Source organism: Peribacillus sp. NJ11, from assembly GCF_030348405.1.
In the GTDB taxonomy this organism is placed as follows: domain Bacteria; phylum Bacillota; class Bacilli; order Bacillales; family DSM-1321; genus Peribacillus.
Window position 1 is genome coordinate 583,717 of record NZ_JAUCFO010000001.1, and the last position, 18,591, is coordinate 602,307.

16 protein-coding genes and 1 riboswitch are annotated in these 18,591 nt (G+C 40.7%); of the genes, 4 read left to right on the plus strand and 12 right to left on the minus strand.

The window, feature by feature from the left end; genetic code table 11:
- Positions 1-389: 389 nt before the first annotated feature.
- From QUF86_RS02950 to QUF86_RS02975, 6 genes are all read right to left on the minus strand, one after another.
- A complete protein-coding gene (locus QUF86_RS02950) occupies positions 390-1,916 on the minus strand; it encodes a succinyl-CoA:acetate CoA-transferase ScpC (RefSeq protein ID WP_289318129.1) in 1,527 nt (508 codons plus the stop codon).
- A 130-nt stretch (positions 1,917-2,046) separates the two neighbouring features.
- Positions 2,047-2,697: a LytTR family DNA-binding domain-containing protein gene (locus QUF86_RS02955; protein ID WP_289318130.1), complete on the minus strand. Its 651-nt coding sequence runs from the start codon at positions 2,695-2,697 to the stop codon at positions 2,047-2,049.
- Between the two features lie 612 nt (positions 2,698-3,309).
- The gene (locus QUF86_RS02960) at positions 3,310-3,672 is read right to left on the minus strand and encodes a P-II family nitrogen regulator (RefSeq protein ID WP_289333584.1); all 363 of its coding nucleotides are present in this window, start codon (positions 3,670-3,672) and stop codon (positions 3,310-3,312) included.
- 15 nt (positions 3,673-3,687) lie between these two features.
- The gene (locus QUF86_RS02965; RefSeq protein ID WP_289333585.1) at positions 3,688-4,902 is read right to left on the minus strand and encodes an ammonium transporter; all 1,215 of its coding nucleotides are present in this window, start codon (positions 4,900-4,902) and stop codon (positions 3,688-3,690) included.
- A gap of 295 nt (positions 4,903-5,197) precedes the next feature.
- On the minus strand, positions 5,198-5,401 hold the full coding sequence (locus QUF86_RS02970; protein WP_289323564.1) for a YbdD/YjiX family protein: 204 nt from the start codon (positions 5,399-5,401) through the stop codon (positions 5,198-5,200).
- A gap of 13 nt (positions 5,402-5,414) precedes the next feature.
- The gene (locus QUF86_RS02975) at positions 5,415-7,472 is read right to left on the minus strand and encodes a carbon starvation CstA family protein (protein WP_289318134.1); all 2,058 of its coding nucleotides are present in this window, start codon (positions 7,470-7,472) and stop codon (positions 5,415-5,417) included.
- A gap of 197 nt (positions 7,473-7,669) precedes the next feature.
- Between QUF86_RS02975 and QUF86_RS28570 the strand changes: the two genes are divergently transcribed.
- On the plus strand, positions 7,670-7,966 hold the full coding sequence (locus QUF86_RS28570) for a MerR family transcriptional regulator (RefSeq protein WP_353957691.1): 297 nt from the start codon (positions 7,670-7,672) through the stop codon (positions 7,964-7,966).
- 406 nt (positions 7,967-8,372) lie between these two features.
- Here the strand turns inward: QUF86_RS28570 and QUF86_RS02980 are convergent, their stop codons facing one another.
- Positions 8,373-10,163 carry an ABC transporter ATP-binding protein gene (locus QUF86_RS02980; protein WP_289318136.1) on the minus strand — a complete coding sequence of 597 codons (1,791 nt, stop codon included), beginning with the start codon at positions 10,161-10,163 and terminating at the stop codon, positions 8,373-8,375.
- Complete coding sequence (locus QUF86_RS02985) at positions 10,138-11,886, minus strand: ABC transporter ATP-binding protein (RefSeq protein WP_289318137.1); 1,749 nt, start codon at positions 11,884-11,886, stop codon at positions 10,138-10,140. Before QUF86_RS02985 ends, QUF86_RS02980 begins: the two co-directional genes overlap by 26 nt.
- 455 nt (positions 11,887-12,341) lie before the next feature.
- Here QUF86_RS02985 and QUF86_RS02990 point away from each other — a divergent pair, with 455 nt between their 5' ends.
- Positions 12,342-12,902: a nitroreductase family protein gene (locus tag QUF86_RS02990; protein ID WP_289318138.1), complete on the plus strand. Its 561-nt coding sequence runs from the start codon at positions 12,342-12,344 to the stop codon at positions 12,900-12,902.
- Positions 12,903-13,347: 445 nt separating this feature from the next.
- On the opposite strand, the gene QUF86_RS02995 is transcribed toward QUF86_RS02990, so the two are convergent.
- Together QUF86_RS02995 and queF are read right to left on the minus strand one after the other, a co-directional pair.
- On the minus strand, positions 13,348-14,694 hold the full coding sequence (locus tag QUF86_RS02995) for an aspartate kinase (RefSeq protein WP_289318139.1): 1,347 nt from the start codon (positions 14,692-14,694) through the stop codon (positions 13,348-13,350).
- A 199-nt stretch (positions 14,695-14,893) separates the two neighbouring features.
- The gene (gene queF, locus QUF86_RS03000) at positions 14,894-15,391 is read right to left on the minus strand and encodes a preQ(1) synthase (RefSeq protein WP_289333586.1); all 498 of its coding nucleotides are present in this window, start codon (positions 15,389-15,391) and stop codon (positions 14,894-14,896) included.
- 106 nt (positions 15,392-15,497) lie between these two features.
- Positions 15,498-15,543: riboswitch (PreQ1 riboswitch) on the minus strand.
- Positions 15,544-15,694: 151 nt separating this feature from the next.
- On the opposite strand from queF, the gene QUF86_RS03005 reads away from it, so the two are divergent.
- Together QUF86_RS03005 and QUF86_RS03010 are read left to right on the plus strand one after the other, a co-directional pair.
- Positions 15,695-16,531 (plus strand): DMT family transporter, encoded by an 837-nt coding sequence (locus QUF86_RS03005; RefSeq protein ID WP_289318141.1) that lies wholly within the window; start codon positions 15,695-15,697, stop codon positions 16,529-16,531.
- Positions 16,532-16,758: 227 nt separating this feature from the next.
- Positions 16,759-16,893: a BA3454 family stress response protein gene (locus QUF86_RS03010; RefSeq protein WP_098176965.1), complete on the plus strand. Its 135-nt coding sequence runs from the start codon at positions 16,759-16,761 to the stop codon at positions 16,891-16,893.
- 639 nt (positions 16,894-17,532) lie between these two features.
- Here the strand turns inward: QUF86_RS03010 and QUF86_RS03015 are convergent.
- Together QUF86_RS03015 and qoxD are read right to left on the minus strand one after the other, a co-directional pair.
- Positions 17,533-17,976 carry a YfmQ family protein gene (locus QUF86_RS03015; RefSeq protein ID WP_289333587.1) on the minus strand — a complete coding sequence of 148 codons (444 nt, stop codon included), beginning with the start codon at positions 17,974-17,976 and terminating at the stop codon, positions 17,533-17,535.
- Between the two features lie 329 nt (positions 17,977-18,305).
- Positions 18,306-18,590, minus strand: a complete 285-nt coding sequence (gene qoxD, locus QUF86_RS03020; protein WP_289318144.1) for a cytochrome aa3 quinol oxidase subunit IV — start codon at positions 18,588-18,590, stop codon at positions 18,306-18,308.
- Between the last annotated feature and the right edge of the window lies 1 nt (position 18,591).

An 18,591-nucleotide genomic window follows, 5' to 3' on the forward strand; every position in this document is an offset into this window, starting at 1 on the left:
CATTCTATTTAACTCCCCATTTCTAAGGAAACAACATCTTAAATACGAAAAATCCTATGTATAATAATCTTTCATTGTTAGCAGTTTACCATATTTCTATAACTTGAATGAATAATTATATACAAAAACAATAGAAAAAACCCTAATGATACAGTTCCCTAACTTTTTGATGGTTAAGCTTCATTTTACACTTTAAATCAGTTATGTGTTGAAGGAAAAAGAACAAATTGGAAACATCATACAAATTACTTAGAAGAATAATCTACTTCCCTTTCAATATTCCATTCGAGTGACGAAAGTATCATTAGTTTCCACCCAGACATCAAAAGGGGCTTAGTGCAAGGCGAACACAAATAAAAAAACCCCGCTGAAGGGCGGGGTTTTGACTCTTATTTTTGATCTTGAAGCACTGTTTCAAGCATCGTACCGTTTTTAGCCAGGTTTGTATGCCATGAGAATGCTTTTTCAAGAATATGTGGAGTTTGATGTCCTCCAGTTTGCGCGACAGCTTCAGTGAAATATGCACGAAGCTGCGGACGGTAGTCAGGATGTGCACAGTTTTCGATGATTAGCTCTACGCGCTCTTTTGGTGCCAAACCACGTAAATCAGCGATCCCTTGCTCTGTCACTAATACATCCACATCATGTTCAGTATGATCCACATGAGAAACGAAAGGAACGATACTGGAAATGTTGCCGCCTTTTGCATATGATTTCGTAACGAAAATGCCTAGGCGTGAATTACGAGCAAAATCTCCTGATCCACCGATTCCATTCATCATTCTTGTCCCAGAAACATGTGTCGAGTTTACGTTACCGTAGATATCGCACTCTAACGCTGTATTGATTGAAATCAAACCAAGACGACGGATGATTTCAGGATGGTTAGATATTTCTTGTGGACGAAGAACTAGTTTATCACGGTATTTATCAAGCTCACCGTATACTTGTTTTCCTTTTTCTTCAGCTAATGTAATCGAACACCCTGAAGCGAATTTAACTTTTCCAGCATCGATTAAATCGAATACAGCATCTTGCAGTACTTCTGAATACACTTCCAATTCTTTAAATTCAGAATCAAGAAAGCCAGCGAATACTGCATTTGCCACGGAACCTACACCTGACTGAAGCGGAGCAAGGCTTTCAGTTAAACGGCCAGCCTTGATTTCTCCACGAAGGAAGTTTATGAGGTGGTTAGCGATCGTTGCAGTTTCTGCATCCGGCGGCACGATTGTAGAAGGTGCATCAAGATCTGTAGAAACGACGATCCCCATTACTTTTTCAGGGTCAACAGGAATTCCGATCGATCCCAGGCGATCGCTTACGCTAGTCATAGGAATCGGTTCGCGTTCCCCTTGTTTAGCTGGTGTATATATATCATGCATCCCTTCCAATCCTTCTGGATGGGACACGTTCATTTCAATAATTACATGTTTAGCTTCTTGAACGAATATGGCTGAGTTACCTACAGAAGTTGTCGGGATGATTAATCCTTCTTCCGTAATCGCCAATGCTTCGATGATAGCAATATCTATAGGTCCGACAATGCCTTGACGAACTTGTTCAGCTGTATGAGATAAATGCTGATCCACATAAGTGACTTCATCAGCATTGATTTTATTGCGAATGCCTTTATCCGCTTGGAACGGCAAACGTTTGTTTATGATACCGGCTTCCGCCATATGTTGGTCGACTTCCGGTCCTAATGAAGCACCAGTATAAACGTCAACTTTGAATTTTTCAGTTTTAGCCCTTTCAACTAGAGCCATCGGAATGACCTTAGCATCACCAGCACGGGTAAATCCACTCATACCGAGTTTCATCCCATCTTTAATCCAGGAAGCTGCTTCTTCCGCTGTAACTACTTTCCCCTTAAATTGTTCATTGCGAATTTTTTTGAAAACGCTTTCGTTCATACAAAAGACCCCCATTTTCGCTTTTCTTACACTTAATTTTACCAATCCTGTGTAATTGTCACATTCATTTTCGAATGAAAAGCCTTAAATAGAGCATAAACCAGCATTTTGTTCACACTAAGGAGAAACACTAAAATCCCAAAGCTCTTCTAAATTGACTTGCATATGTTTGACTGACTTGAATTTTGGAATTGTCCTTCATTATTAGTAAAAATGTAGAATGAAAATCAGGAAGGATCTCTTGTATATAGTTGATATTGACGATGTACGAACGATGTACACGAATGAATAAATCATTAGGTAAAATGAATTCCAATTCACTTAGGTTCATTTTATGAAATCCACTCACGCGTTCGGACTGAATTTTAGTTTTCCTATTTTGAGCTTCCAAATACATAATTTGATCATATGGAAGCGGTATCCAGTGATCATCTATTTTAATGGTCAAGAATGATGTCGGTAAAATTAATGGCTTTGATGGCAAAATGGCTGTTACCGCGCCTAAAGGATTGCCCTCGTCCATGATAGGAACACTCAACCCATAGTAAGGTACACCAAACACATTACTTTCCACTTGCACCCCAATTTTTTTACGAACACTCAACGCTTTATATGTCGCCGTATTTTCACTAATTCGATCACCCGGTTTTATTCTAAGGTCAACTTGTTTGCTCGGTTGATAATAGATGTATTTTTCGGAATCAGCAACAGAAATTGAAGCATCCTTCGGTACAAACTCCCTGATGATATTTAAAACGGATTCGACCGTAAATTGATCCATTTCCCTTCACCTCTTAAAAGAACATATTAATAATTTCCCCATCATCAAACAGGGCAATAGCAAAATAATTCATAGATTTTTGGAGCACTTACATTTTTTTGAATTTAATTTTTCGCAAAATAAAGAAAAAATGAATTAACTAAGCGAAAAGTGTCAAAAAAAGCAATAAAATTGGATTTAAATTTAAATTTATATCCTTATTCATTATAGTTGGAAACACCCCCGATTTCCATGGGGGATTCAAGAAAAAAGTTTCCTTATATAGCAAAATTCATTTTGAAGCTATAATTTTAAAGACCAATACTGAGAGCTTGGCATCAAAAGCATAAAGAAAGCCGTTCTCCTGCAGATAGGATAACGGCTGAAAGGTTATTTTTTTAAACGGGAATTTTGAAACGCGGATTTCATTCGAAGGGATAAAATTTCTTCTAGATTTTTCAGTGGTAATTCCAATAAAAAGGGTCGGTCATCAGGTTGATATAAATCCTCTGAAATGAGCGTATTAACGATCTTCTGTTTTTTTGCATTAACAATTCGGACCAGTCTCCCCATTTCCAGCTCCCTTTCTTTAATCTATTTGCTCCGGCACATTCGGTCGGAGTTATCACTGCATTAGATTTCATTCTTTAACGCGTCATGACCTTCTTTTCCGGTACGGATATTCACAACATTCGCCAATTCATAAATGAAGATTTTACCGTCACCCGGTTTACCGGTGCTTAAGAATTTTCTTGCTACATCCACAACATCCTGAACTGGCACTTCACACACGACGATTTCGATTTTCATCCGGTCATGCAATGACATTTCCCGGTTTCTGCCTCTATATGTTTCCACATAACTTTTCTGAAGACCCGTTCCTTTTACTTCCGATACAGTCATTCCGCTTACCCCTATTTTTGCAAGTTCCGCTTTGAAGTGTTCAAACTTGATAGGACGTGTAATGATTTCTATTTTCGTTAAAACCTCGGACATATGATCAACCCCCTTTTAAATTGATTCATGATAGGCCTTTTCTCCATGAAGTGTAAGATCAAGCCCCATTGACTCATCTTCCTCACTGACACGTAACGGAACGAACAGGTTAATGACTTTAGCAATGAAATAAGTGACCACGGCAACGAAAATATAAGTCGCAACGATTGCTACAAGCTGCTTCCACAATAAGTTGAAATCTCCATAGAATAAACCATTTGCCCCGTTTTCGTTGACGGAAGTGGTCGCGAATAAGCCTGTAGCGATGCCACCCCATGTACCACCGATCCCATGTAATCCGAAAGCATCCAGAGCATCATCGTAACCCAGTTTATTCTTCAGGAAGAATACACCCCAGAAACATACAGCACCGCCGACGACCCCGATGATGATGGAAGAAGCGGTCGTTACGAATCCACAAGCAGGTGTAATCGCAACCAACCCTGAAATAGCTCCTGATACTGCACCAAGCAACGTTGCCTTCTTATTAGCCATATACTCGACGATCAGCCAGCCTATGATACCAGCTGCTGCTGCAACGGCTGTATTAACGAATACATTCATGGCCACTTCATTGATTGTCAGTGCGCTACCGACGTTGAAGCCATACCAACCGAACCAAATTAGTGATCCGCCAAGGAATGTTAAAGGAAGATTATGTGGCGCACTGTCCCCTGACTCTTTCCTTTTACCTAACATGATCGCTAATACCAGACCGGCAACCCCGGAAGATATATGAACAACGTTGCCGCCTGCAAAGTCAAGTGTACCCATCTCCGCTAACCAGCCCCCACCCCATACCCAGTGAGCAACAGGAGCGTATACGAATAAAGACCAAAGGATCGTAAAAATCAAGAATGCAGAAAACTTCATCCGCTCGGCAATGCCACCTGCAATGATCGAGACAGTTAAAACGGCAAAAGTCATTTGGAATAACATGAATAAACTATGAGGAATTGTTTCGCTGTATGGACCAGGTTCGAAGCCTACATCTTTTAAACCAACCCAGTCAAGGCCGCCCAGGAGTGTATTTCCAGGTGAAAACGATAATGAATACCCAATCAGTACCCAAAGAATCGAAATGACTGCCAGCGGCATGTAACTATGCATCGCCGTATTCAGGACATTTTTACTTTTTACCATCCCTCCATAAAACAGGGCAATCCCTGGTGTCATTAGCCAAACCATCATCGTCGCCAAAAACATGAATACCGAATCTGCCATTTGCATATTGTTTTTCCCCCTTGTTTTTTGTATATGTTATGTTTATTAACACTATTATGTTATGTTTTTTATCATATACTTAATTTTCTAATAATTCAACTGATTTTTTATATTTCATTAAAAAATGTAAGGTTATATAACATCTACCATGAATAAAGAACCATAAAATTTCATTTTTTGGTACTTTTCAAGATTTTTTCAGTCCATCACCGTTACATTTCCCCCTCTACTTATGTCCCGTTTCATAAGATTCAACTAAAAAAGGGCCCTCTTATTTGAGGGCCCTTCAAAATATATTCAGTTAACAGCAACGAGACACCTTGCCACCCTTTGCGTTATACCGTTCATCCTGGGCTTCGCAGAAAAATTCTTTCCTGGTTTTTACAGGATCATCAGGATGGTGCACGCTCATATGTGCCACATAGGTATCATAACTTGGAACGCCGACAAGCAAACTGACGAATTGCTTTCTGTAGCTGAGAATCTTAACTAATCTTTTCAACATGGCCATTCCTCCCTTATGATGTCCTTCTTGATACATAAGGCGATTCATGTAAATCTATTTTCTGGTTCTTCAAGACTTTTATCCATAACCTAATGGCAGAAATCAGGACAGTGATCACAACGATCATGAAGATGGCACAAAGGGCTGCATCCACATAATCATTGACGATAACCCGTTTCATCTCGGCTAGATTTGCTGCCGGAGCAAGAACTTCCCCACTATCATAGGCCGCTTTAAATTTATCCTTATGCGCTAAAAAGCCTATCGCCGGGTTTTCGTGGAACAGCTTTTGCCATCCAGCTGTCATGGTCACTATCAATAAGAATGTAGTAGGAACGAGTGTGACCCATGTGTACGCTTTTTTGCCCATTTTGAAAAGGACTGTCGTCCCAAGCAGCAATGCAATGGCGGAAAGCATCTGATTCGCAATTCCAAACAATGGCCAAAGGGTATTGATCCCGCCAAGAGGATCTATGACCCCTTGATAAAGGAAGTATCCCCAACCGATTACACAAATGGCAGTTGCAATAATATTGGGCAGCCATTTATTCGTTTCGGCAAATGGCTTGTAAAAGGTGCCGATAATATCCTGTATCATAAAACGCCCTACCCTTGTTCCCGCATCAATGGTGGTCAATATGAACAATGCCTCGAACAGGATCGCAAAATGATACCAGAACGCCATCAGGGACGCTCCACCAATCACTTGCGAGAAGATATGGGCCATACCGATTGCAAAGGTTGGAGCCCCTCCAGTTCGGGATAGAATGGTCTCTTCCCCAACATCATCCGCAAGGCCGGTAATCATTTCTGGTGTCAAAATGAAACCCCAATCGGATATCGTAGCAGCCACTTGAGCCGGCTCCGTACCTATAACGGCCCCCGGGCTATTAATGGCAAAATAGATCCCTGGCGTCAGTACACAGGCTGCTATCATCGCCATGATGGCTACAAAAGATTCAGTCAACATCGCCCCGTACCCGATTGGGCGTGAATGGGATTCGCGTTCAATCATTTTAGGAGTTGTACCCGATGAAACGAGTGCATGGAATCCAGATACCGCTCCACAAGCGATCGTAATGAATAGGAACGGGAATAAATTTCCGGAAAATACGGGTCCTGTTCCATCAATGAATTGAGTGACGGCAGGCATTTCAAGGCTCGGCATGACTATAAAGATTCCAAGTGCAAGTCCGATGATCGTACCGATTTTCAAGAATGTGCTTAAGTAATCACGCGGTGCCAATAGCATCCATACCGGCAAAACGGAGGCAACGAATCCGTATACAATCAACATGATGGCGATCGTTTCCCCATTGAAAGTGAACATCGGCGCCAACGTAGCGCTTTCGGATACAAAGCGGCCGAAATATAACGCAAGCATCAATAGTACGATTCCAATAATCGATCCTTCACCAACCCGTCCCGGCCTTATATAGCGCATATAGATGCCCATAAGGACTGCAATCGGTATGGTCGAGGCAATCGTGAACATCCCCCATGGACTGCCCACCAGCGCTTTAACGACAACCAGGGCAAGTACCGCTAATAAAATAATCATGATACCCAGGATACCGATCATTGCTATCAAACCTGTAATCGGACCAATTTCCTCTTTGATCATTTCTCCCAATGACTTGCCGTTACGGCGCATCGAACCAAAGAGAATGATGAAATCCTGAACGGCACCAGCTAATACAACTCCGACTACAAGCCAAAGTGTCCCTGGCAAATATCCCATCTGCGCTGCAAGGATGGGGCCTACAAGAGGGCCAGCTCCTGCAATTGCTGCAAAATGGTGGCCAAACAGCACCCATTTATTTGTAGGCACGTAGTCCTTCCCATCATTATTCGCTTCCGATGGAGTCTGGCGATTATCATCTAGCTCAAACACTTTCTGCGCAATGAATTTACTATAAAAGCGATAGGCAATTGAATAAACACAGAGTGCTGCAGTGACAATCCACATGGCATTGATGCTTTCCCCTCGGTTTAGCGCGACGACACCAAAACTCACCGCACCCACTGCTGATATGATCCCCCAAAGAATAACCGACTTAAGCGCTTTCATTTTTTCCATCTCCTCTCTATTAAACTAGTGATTAACTATAAAAAAATCTTCATTTCAAAGGGTGTTAGGGCTATATACCGCCTCGTGACGTTAAATTTAAAGAATTTTATATATATTCTGAATTATATGTTATCATAAGGTTTTTTAGCAATAGTAATTTAGTCAATTTGTAAAGTATTTTCCATTATTTTGTCGATATTTACCTCTTTCCCCACAATGCAAATGGCCGCAGGTATTATACGGAAAAAGACCTGAAAAGGCTCGAGAAAATCTGTCTGCTCAAAAGCCTTTCGGTTTCTTTGGATGATATAAAAACCGTATTGGATAAAAAGTCCTTCAAAGAATTGCTCCTCCATCAACAACAACAGACGATGGCGAGCATAGAGGAAGCGGAAAACACTCTTAATAACGTCCAAACCTTGTTAAACAGCATAGAAGCCGAAGGTAGATTTCAATTGAGCGCTGCTTCTGGCGCTCATCAAAAGAAAATATAATCGTGATCGATACTTCAGCCAAGAAGAAATGAAAACACTGGACAAACTGCCTAAGATGAAAAAAACGACATTCAAACGAAACAATGGATCAACCTTGCCAAACGCATTGAGTTAACCATGAGAAAAGGGATTCTTGCTAATTCGGAGGAAGGAAGGCTGATCGCAAAAGATTGCCTGCATTTGTCCGAGTTGATTTTCGGAGGAAAAAACGAACTAGAAGAAAAATTCTGGGAGATTCGTTAATCCCCGGTTGATTCATCTTCGGCAGGTTTGTACCCGATAAAGGCATAACTCCTCACATTTTTAGAAGGTGCATCATTCAATGAGACGGAATGCAATCCCCAAGTTTAAGTTCGTGTTTTACAGGACAACACAAAAAATGTGCGCCTGACGGCACACATTTTTTTCATCCGGTCTGATTTTCCTTTAATGAACTGCGATAGAGATCGTAATAAAAACCCCTTTGCTTCAACAATTCATCATGTGATCCCTTTTCAATGACCTTTCCTTCATCAAGCACCAGGATTTGATCACTTTGCTGAATCGTATTCAATCGATGGGCAATGACAAAACTTGTCCTCCCCTCCATCAAACGGTGTAATGCTTCCTGGATTTTAAGCTCGGTAATCGTATCTATGCTACTTGTCGCTTCATCCAAAATCAATAGAACGGGATCGGCTAAAATAGCCCTGGCAATCGATAAAAGCTGGCGCTGTCCCTGACTGATTCCACCGCCATCCTGATTCAAGATGGTATCATATCGTTCTGGCAATTTCATGATAAAGGAATGGGCATTGGCAAGCTTGGCTGCATCCACCACTTCTTCATCTCCCGCCTCCAGTCGACCGTAGCGGATATTTTCACGAATCGTACCCTGAAATAAAAAGGAATCCTGTAAAACAAAACCCATATGCTTGCGGAGACTTGATCTCGTCACCTGCTGGATATTCTGGCCATCAATCAAGATCCGGCCGTTGTTGGGCTCGTAAAAACGGGCAAGAAGATTAATGATCGTTGTCTTACCTGCCCCAGTGGGACCTACAAGCGCGATAGTCTCCCCTTTTTCCGCATGAAAACTAACATCATATATCGTTTGGTCCTCATCATTGTATGAAAATGTAACACCCTCAAAGTCCACCTCACCACAGACATCCCGAAGTTCAGAGGCCTGTTTCTCATCCACTTCTTCTTCTTTTTCATCAAGTATGGTGAAAACCCGCTCAGCACCAGCAACAGCTGAGAGGAGTGTATTGAATTGATTAGCCAGGTCATTGAGCGGACGGGTGAATTGCCTTGAATACTCGGTGAAAATGACAATGACCCCGATGGAAACCGTGCCTATGCCACTCAACGCCAAAAACCCGCCTACTGCGGCAATTACCGTAAAACTTAAGTTGTTGAGTAAATTCATCAGTTTTGGAATCAGCCCGGAGTATGATTGTGATAGAAATCCGGCTTTCTTTAAGTTTTCACTCCGGGTGATAAAATCACGGATCACTTTATCTTCCTGTGAAAAAGCCTTTACGATCCGTTGTCCCGAAATCGTTTCTTCTATAAACCCATTCAGTTCTCCAAGGTTCTTCTGCTGTTCTTTAAAAAGCTTTCCCGTCCGGTTCGTTATCCACCTCAGCCCGAAGAACATAAGAGGAACGATGAATAAGGTTAAAACAGTCAATAGAGGGCTTAAATACAGCATCACTCCAATCGTCCCGACCAGTGTCAGCACACTTGAAAAAATCTGGATCACGGAACTATTCAAAGTGGAACTGACATTTTCTATATCATTCGTGACCCTACTCATCAATTCCCCATGCTGACGCCGGTCAAAAAAGGGAATGGATAACTGGTGAAGCTTCTTGAACAATTGATTGCGCATCGCATAAACCGTATCCTGCGCGATTCCGATCATCCAATAATTCTGAAGCCACATGGATAGGGAATAGAATAGATAGACTCCGAGAAGCCCGATAAGAAGGCTGAACAGCCCCTCGCTATCCTTTGTGACAATATAATCATCTATCGCCATCCCAACAAGAAAGGGGCCGAGCAATCCCAAAACGGAGCTTACCAGTACCATGAAAAGGACACAAAATAGCAGGCTTTTATTCGTTGCTAAGTAGGGGATGATCCTTTTTATCGTATTCCATGAATTGACCGGTTTTGACTTTGCCTTAACGGGAGATATTCTTGGACTCAAGAGAAACTCCCTCCTCCCCAAACTGCGAGTGAACGATTTTTCGATAAAGATCACTTGATTGAATCAAATCCTGATGTTTCCCTAGTGCAAGCACTTGACCATTTTCCAGTAACAAGATTTTGTCCGCCTCCATGGCTGTGCTGATTTTTTGTGTAATGATGAGCGTTGTGCATGTATAGGCCTTTAAAGCGATGAGTAATCTACTTTCCGTTTTCAAATCCAGCGCACTCGTACTATCATCCAGAAGGAGAATCTTCGGTTTGCGCACCAATGCTCTCGCAATCGATAACCGCTGTTTTTGCCCTCCGGACAGATTCACTCCTTTTTGCCCTAACTGCGTTTCATATTGTTTCGGGAGTTTCATTATGGTTTCATGAACCTGGGCATGCATGGCCGCAGCCTTGATTTCCTCCATCGATGCCCCTTCTTTTCCCCAGGCAACATTACTTTTTATGGTTCCTGAAAAAAGAAGGGCTTCCTGCGGTACATAGCCGATCCTTTTCCGCAGCGAATTCAAGGGAATATCTTTCACATCCTGGCCATCTATTTGAATGGAGCCGCTTTCAACTTCGTATAATCTCGGAATCAGCTGGAACAAGGATGTTTTCCCTGATCCCGTCGCTCCTATGATGGCAAGCGATTCTCCCGGATCGATAGAAAAGTTCAAGTTTTTCAATACCGGTGCATCGGTTCCAGGGTAGCGGAAAGATACATCCAGAAACTTTATGCCTCCCCCATTGACGGCCTCACTCTTGCTTTCCATCTTACCCTCATCAATATCTATCGGGGTTTCAAATATTTCCGTCACACGTTCCGCGGAAGCCTTTGCACGGGAAATGACCATGATCAGCCATGAAAAAACGGAAAGTGATGCCGCAATCCTTGTGGCATAGTTTACAATCGCCACAACTTCCCCTACCTGTATATCTCCCGTTGTAATAAATTCGCTTCCAAGCCAGAGAATGATCAGTATCGCCACATTCATGACCAGCATCAGTACAGGCATGGTCGTTTCAATTAAACGAAGGGAAGACACAGTCTTTCTTTTCAACTCGTCATTCGCATCGTCAAACCGTCCAATTTCATGCTCCTTACGAAGAAAGGCTTTGATCAAGCGCATGCCTATCAGGTTTTCCCTCATTACACCGTTGACATTATCGAGCTTTTTCTGTACGAGCTTAAATAGAATAGCCGCTCGTTTCATAACCCAGCCAAGGAAAAAAACAAGAACCGGAATCGAAATGACCAAAACAAGGGAGAGTTTAAAATCTACCGCAATGGCCATTATCGCCCCGCCGATTACGATCAATGGCGCCCTTGCCATGATACGCAGGCCCATAAAAACCGTATTTTGAAGTTGGGTCACATCATTCGTCATCCTTGTGATCAACGAGGAAGTCGGGATATTATTCAAATTCGCAAAAGAAAACGCCTGTATCTTACCAAAAAGGCTTTTCCTGACATCATGTCCAAAACTCTGACTTACATGTGATGCCGTAAAGGAATTAACGATCCCGCCAATAAATGAAAAAATGGAAAGTCCAACCATGACACTTCCCCATTTAATCACCACCGATAAATCTTTCTGTAAAATGCCATCATCAATTATTTTTGCTATAAATAGAGGTTGTAACAGTTCTACACCGAGCTCGACAATCATTAAGATTAAAGCAAGAATGATCAAGAGCCAGTACGGCTTAAGAAATGAGGCCAGTTTTTTCATCTATGACACCCTTCGATTCTTCATATGTAGATAGCATCTTTTCATCCTTTCATTATACATTTTTATACAGATTTTTTAAAAGATTTTAACTGATTCAAAGGATTAGTAAATAACTTGATTTTTTTTTAATAAATACTCTTGACAAATAACAGGAAATAAGCGAAAATTCTAATTGATAATGATTTTCAATTTCATTATTGATCTCTGAAATTTGATAAGCAATTACGATAATCTCTTATCGTACCCTTTTGATATTGTACATAGATACAATGTCGCCCCGGCTTCTCTGTGCCTAGTAAAAATTATATGCTCATTAGCGAATGCAAGTCACTGGAATATTGCCCCCTCTTTATTCAAGTAATTTATTCACGTTGGAAGCATATTAGGCAGCCGGGGATTATTTTTTTTAAAAAAACTAATGAACTTACATATATGATTAAAGGAGCAGGATGATCATGAAACTTGAAGATATCATTAAAGAACGGCGCAGCATTAAGCGATTTAAGGACATTCCTGTTCCTATTGATACCATCCAATCATTATTGGAAACGTCGACATGGGCACCGAACCATAAAATGACCCAGCCTTGGCGCTTCGTCGTGGTACATGGCGAAAGCCGTTTAAAACTCGCAGAAGCAACCCGTGCTTTTATGGCAGGAAAAGAGAAGGACCCTGAAAAGAAAAACGCAGCCGGACAGCGAGGATATAATAAACTTATAGGTGTCCCGATGTTCATCGCAGTGATCATGGAAGAGAATCCGAATCCAATGACACGTGAAGAAGATTATGCAGCTACAAGTGCCTTGATCCAAAATTTCAGCCTGCTTGCCTGGGAACAAGGAATCGGGATGATATGGGAAACATATGGCATGATACACAGCATGGAGTTTCGTGAAGCTTTAGGCGTTAAACCTGGCGAGAAAATCGTAGGCAGCCTTCATGTTGGCTATCCCGACATGATCCCTTCCCCACGCCCCAGGAAAGAGATCGATCAACTCCTGACAATTATGGACTAACATAAAAGGAAAGCCTCCAATCTTGGAGGCTTTCCTTTTATATTTAGGGAATGAGGGCAAACGTTCAATCCATCTATCATAATCACTGAAAGATCCCTCCGGTACATTTAATGAGGCATCCCGGCAACTACCCCTTTTTTCACCTTTAATCAATAAATTCGCTTCTTCTTCAAACCCAGCTATCAATCCATTCATCTATTCCTTTACTCTGCCCCCTCATCATGTTCGATCCGACACGTGCTTGAGGAAATCATGGCGCTGGCCGCGGCCCCTTAAAGGTTTCATTGATTTGCATCCGTTCTTCTTCCATTTGCTCATGCTGATTCTTCAGCATCAAGAAACTTCTCCCTTATTGCGCCCACCATTTCTATCCCAATGAACAAAAGGGAATATCCCCGATAACCAAAAAACCTCCCTTTTCAAGGAGGTCTCTAATCTCTCATTCTCAAAAGAACTCGTGATATAATGCCTGAATTGCCGTCTCTTCGTTGTGCCCTTTCACACCGAACATCATGCTAACCTCCGAAGAGCCCTGATTGATCATTTCAATATTCACCTTTGCTTCGGCCAACGCTTTTGACGCTCTAGCCGTTGTACCTACATTATGACGCATTCCTTCACCTACAACCATGATTAAGGCAAGATCATGCTCCACATTCACTTCATCGGCATGAAGCTCTTTCTTGATTCGTGAAATGATTTTCTTCTCGGCTTCACCCTTCAACTGGTCCTGCCTTAGAATAAGCGTCACATCATCAATGCCTGATGGAATATGCTCATATGAAACTCCGTAATCTTCAAGGATATGCAGCAGTTTCCGGCCAAAACCAACTTCCCGGTTCATCAAATATTTGCTAATGTAAATACTGCAAAACCCTTTATCACTTGCAATCCCAATAACCGGACCATTCGTATTATCCCGCGTGTTCACAATGCGGGTCCCTTGTGCCGTCGGATTGTTCGTATTTTGGATATGGACAGGTATTCCCGCACGGAATGCAGGAATCAGCGCTTCATCATGAAATACCGAAAAACCGGCATAAGAAAGCTCCCTCATTTCACGATAGGTTAACTCCCGGATTCCCTTCGGATTGGAAACTACATTTGGATTCACCGCATAAACGGCATCCACGTCCGTAAAGTTCTCATACAAATCGGCTTTGACCCCATTTGCAAGAATCGAACCCGTAATATCGGAACCGCTTCTTGAGAAGGTTAAAACATCACCATCTAACGTATATCCGAAGAACCCTGGAAATACTACGATTCCAGGCTCTTCACGCAGATCATACAACCGATCATATGACTCTGGCTGAACCTGGGTAAATCCATCTACATCCGTAACGATCAAGCCAGCCTTCTTTGGATTTATATACTTTGCCTCTACCCCACGGCTTTGAAAATAACCTGCGACCAGCTTCGCATTATTATCTTCGCCACTGGCCTTTAAAGCATCCAAATAGCGCTTCTGGTTAGATTGGTCAGCATGCAACAGTGCTTTTAAATTTTCATGAATCCCTGTGATGACCTCCTCGGATATATCCAGCTCTTCAGCAATGCTCGCATAGCGGGATACCACGTCTTCGATCAAATGCTCCCCGTTATCGCCGCGCAGCTGCTGTTCCGCAGCCTCAATCAATAAATCCGTCACCTTTATATCATCGGAATTGCGTTTCCCTGGAGCCGAAACGACTACAAACTTCCTCTCTGGATCAGCAACCACAATTTCGAATACCTTTCTCAACTGTTCACCTGACGCAAGTGAACTTCCGCCAAACTTCGCAACTTTCATCTCGACATCCCCTATTTTAAATAATATTCTGTCAAAATCAACTCTCCCTATTATTACGTTTTTTCTCGAAACAATCAAGTAAAAATTCCACTATAGGAGGACATTTGTATTTTTAAAAAGGACAAAACAATGTGATTATTGAAAGGGAATAATAAAAGGCAAAAAAAGACAACGGCATAAGCCAGTTGTCTCTCCAATCTTAGCGATTATCCACAGTTTCAGGGTATAAATCATGATTCATCAAGCGGTAATCCGCCATTTCCTCATACTTCGTCCCTGGTTTCCCGTAGTTTGTGTATGGATCAATGGAAATCCCGCCCCTAGGCGTGAACTTGCCCCATACTTCAATATATTTCGGATCCATCAACTCGATTAAATCGTTCATGATGATATTCATGCAGTCTTCATGGAAATCACCATGATTACGGAAGCTGAATAAATAAAGTTTCAAAGACTTGCTTTCGACCATCTTCACACTGGGAATATAGCTGATGTAAATGGTTGCAAAGTCTGGCTGGCCGGTTATCGGACATAAGCTAGTGAATTCCGGGCAATTGAATTTGACGAAATAATCACGGTTAGGATGTTTGTTATCGAATGACTCAAGAATTTCAGGCGCATAGTCGAATGTATATTTTGTCCCTTGATTCCCAAGCAGTGTAATTTCATTTAATTCTTCTTCTTTTCTTCCAGACATAAAAAGTCCTCCTCATCCACGTTTGTCAGGGGAGATTCATAAAATGGGCCTCTATATAACAAAAACCATATCTCATCAAAGATATGGTTGATTCGCGAAAAAAATCAAAGCCATAGTTTTTTTAAGAGGGTGATGCTATGAACCTCTCCCGTTTATCGGGAAATATTTTAAAATTGTCATAGTAAATATAGAAAAAAAAATCTAATCTGTCAATCATACTTTTTAATTTTAGTTTGATTCCCACATGTATTCGGCTTAAAATGTAGAAGAAGTTTATCCTACATGAAGGAAGAGATTTAAACAATGTGGATTTTTGCAGCACTCATCACCAGTTTATGTTTCGGAATCAATAACAGCATTTTTAAATGGAGTAGCGGAAAGGGTTACTCAAAGGTACATATTCAATTTTTCTTTTATTTTGTAGCTTTCATTTTGTCCATATTTTATGGAGTACTTATGGATGGTTTGAACCTGAACTTGCTGTCTATCATGCTTGGTGCAGCAATTGGTGTCCTGAACGCTAATGGTAATATCCAGATGGCAAGTGCCTTTGAAAAAGGGCCGGCAAGTTTAACATCACCATTAATCGCAGCGAATGCAATATTTCCCATCCTATGTGCTGCATTAATTTTTCATGAGCATATTTCTTCGCTGCAGTGGAGCGGAATCATCTGCATGCTGCTTGCAACCCTTGTCATTCAGTATACACCTAACGCCAAGGGCAACCACCAATATTTACCTTGGATGATGCACACATTATTTTCCATATTATCTTTTGGTGTACTCGGCATTCTGATGACGACATCAACACGGCTTCATTTAAACTCCCTCGACATCCTTGTATCAATGTATGGGGGCGGAACTCTTTATCTACTTTCAGTTCTATCCTTTAAGAAAGAAAAAATCAAGCTACAGGAAGTCAAAATTGGTTCCATCGTAGGTTTTTTAAGCATCATAGCCTATGGATGTTATTTCTATGCGTTGAATACCGGCATCGCAAGCATCATCTTCCCTGTCGTCAGCCTAAATTGTTTAGTTGTCGTTTTCGCAGGATGTTATTTATTCAAAGAAAAACTAAAATCCTATCAAATTGCCGGCGTTCTTGCAGCATTAATCGGTATTATCTTAACCAAAATATGAATATAGTTAATTTTTAAAAACAACCTGGCTGTAATAATTACACATGCCAGGTCGTCTTTATTTAGCAGTTCAAAAAAAAGTATTGACATCTCTCAATAAATATCAGATAATTTTGAATATTAAATCTCGACTTTTGCTACTTCCACAATGTTTGAAAAATCTCCTCCCACGGGTATAAAAGAAGTAGTACAACCATCCCATTTAATACTAGAAAGGAACGATGCATAATGGTAAAAGTTACAGTAACAGTTGATTTCCAAGGAAAATCTTATCAAACTAACGTCCTTACTAAACCGGGTACTAATCAAGAAGAAATTTTACAACAAGCCCTTCATCAAGTGGAAAAACAATGGAAAGCATAAAAAAGCAGGCATCGATTTAGATACCTGCTTTTTTTATTACCTTTTTAGATATAACTCACCAAAATCACTATGCACTTTGTTTTTATATTAATTAACAATTAAAACCCTTTTCAATCCTGATTTCTGTATTTCATTTGTATTATTCTCTAAAGAACCCTCGATAGCGATTTTCCCATATAATCCACATAATTGTTTTTTCTTGTGACAATAATTTTAAGACGTTTTTAACGTTACAACAATCAACTTGAATAACAAGTAATTTAGAAATTAATATGATCTTTTTAAAGACCGCCTCAGTTTGTCGACAAAATGGGATACGGAATGGCCTAATCCCATATCCCTATCGCGATTACCGAGGGAATCATTACGATATTTTTAAAACAGACAGGGTATACTCCAGGATACTTTTCTCTTTAATATGGGATGAAACCTCACTGGATTAAAGAAATTTCACGACACTCCTGCCGAAAAACCAGCTTACCGAGTCACCAAAGACGCATGCAGCGAGGTGGCTTTGCAGACAGTCGGCGGAAAGGGAGCGTCTGAAAACAAAAAAACTGCAGGCAAACTCGCTTTTCTTTCGAGTTTGCCTACAGTCTGAGATGTTCTTTTTTAAAGATTGCCATTTTTAATGTTCTTTTAATTTAAACTTAATGACATAGAGCGTTCTTGGAGGCTATCGGAAAGCAGACTATACGAAACTAATTTCTTCCTGTACTGCTTAACTACATCCACACGGTCGTTGTACATGTACACAAATAACCTAACATCTTTTTTACCTCTTTTAGTATCAATGACTAATGGAGTCCCACTGTTCTCTGGATGTAAAAACAATTGCTCATTACCAGGGAATATATGATTCTTTTTCAAAAATTTAGCCTTATTAAAATAATTAATAACTTTTATTTTATCTTCACTTTCCAAACGTCTTCCGTCAAAGGTTACGATTGCATTCTCGTCACTAAGTTCTGAATGTATTTTAAATTTGCTGATAATCCAATTCACTGCATCGGTTGGAAGGCAGGTAACTAATAATTTAAGCAAACTTAATAGAATTGTCAAAATCAAAACCGGCAATGTCATATTTCATCATCTCCGCTACGTCATATATTAATTTCTTATATAGATTATTATATCAAAGGATCAGATAGTTTTTCTTAGAAAATGTGTCTGTTATATTAACGTTTCACTTTAGTAAAACATTGCACTTAAACGCAGGGGGGCGCTTCAAAAAGAGTAAATTTTGCTCTTATAAATATAATGTTCCGAAATGGTTATACTAAACAAAATGGTTTCATCCACACCCTACTTAACAAATTTCTATGAACGAAGTGGTTAGAGTGGTATATGAATTTCTACTTATTAAATACAAAAAAACTGGGCGTCATCAAGACGCCCAGCTTTTCAATCGATTATTGATATCCCCAAATCATTGTTAGCATTGTACCGAAAATTGTAACCAATGCAACGAACAATCCGTAATAAACGTTTGTGTAAATCGATGCTTTATCTTCAGACTCACCTGCGTGCATGAACATAACCAATTGCAGTGCAGCTTGCATGAAAGCTGTAACAAGCAGGATGATCACACCCATTTTAAGTGAGAGATCAAACACAATAACTGATAGTGCGACCAAAGTCAGGACTAGTGAAAAGGCAAATCCCATAACTTGGCCCCGTGGGAATAATTCTTTCATA

Bases quoted from the DNA above. Each gene is read 5' to 3' on its own strand.
- QUF86_RS02950 (WP_289318129.1), bottom strand. From the start codon at position 1,916: ATGAACGAAAGCGTTTTCAAAAAAATTCGCAATGAACAATTTAAGGGG.
- QUF86_RS02955 (WP_289318130.1), bottom strand. From the start codon at position 2,697: ATGGATCAATTTACGGTCGAATCCGTTTTAAATATCATCAGGGAGTTT.
- QUF86_RS02960 (WP_289333584.1), bottom strand. From the start codon at position 3,672: ATGTCCGAGGTTTTAACGAAAATAGAAATCATTACACGTCCTATCAAG.
- QUF86_RS02965 (WP_289333585.1), bottom strand. From the start codon at position 4,902: ATGCAAATGGCAGATTCGGTATTCATGTTTTTGGCGACGATGATGGTT.
- QUF86_RS02970 (WP_289323564.1), bottom strand. From the start codon at position 5,401: ATGTTGAAAAGATTAGTTAAGATTCTCAGCTACAGAAAGCAATTCGTC.
- QUF86_RS02975 (WP_289318134.1), bottom strand. From the start codon at position 7,472: ATGAAAGCGCTTAAGTCGGTTATTCTTTGGGGGATCATATCAGCAGTG.
- QUF86_RS02985 (WP_289318137.1), bottom strand. From the start codon at position 11,886: ATGAAAAAACTGGCCTCATTTCTTAAGCCGTACTGGCTCTTGATCATT.
- QUF86_RS02990 (WP_289318138.1), top strand. From the start codon at position 12,342: ATGAAACTTGAAGATATCATTAAAGAACGGCGCAGCATTAAGCGATTT.
- QUF86_RS02995 (WP_289318139.1), bottom strand. From the start codon at position 14,694: ATGAAAGTTGCGAAGTTTGGCGGAAGTTCACTTGCGTCAGGTGAACAG.
- queF (WP_289333586.1), bottom strand. From the start codon at position 15,391: ATGTCTGGAAGAAAAGAAGAAGAATTAAATGAAATTACACTGCTTGGG.
- QUF86_RS03005 (WP_289318141.1), top strand. From the start codon at position 15,695: ATGTGGATTTTTGCAGCACTCATCACCAGTTTATGTTTCGGAATCAAT.
- QUF86_RS03010 (WP_098176965.1), top strand. From the start codon at position 16,759: ATGGTAAAAGTTACAGTAACAGTTGATTTCCAAGGAAAATCTTATCAA.
- QUF86_RS03015 (WP_289333587.1), bottom strand. From the start codon at position 17,976: ATGACATTGCCGGTTTTGATTTTGACAATTCTATTAAGTTTGCTTAAA.
- qoxD (WP_289318144.1), bottom strand. From the start codon at position 18,590: ATGAAAGAATTATTCCCACGGGGCCAAGTTATGGGATTTGCCTTTTCA.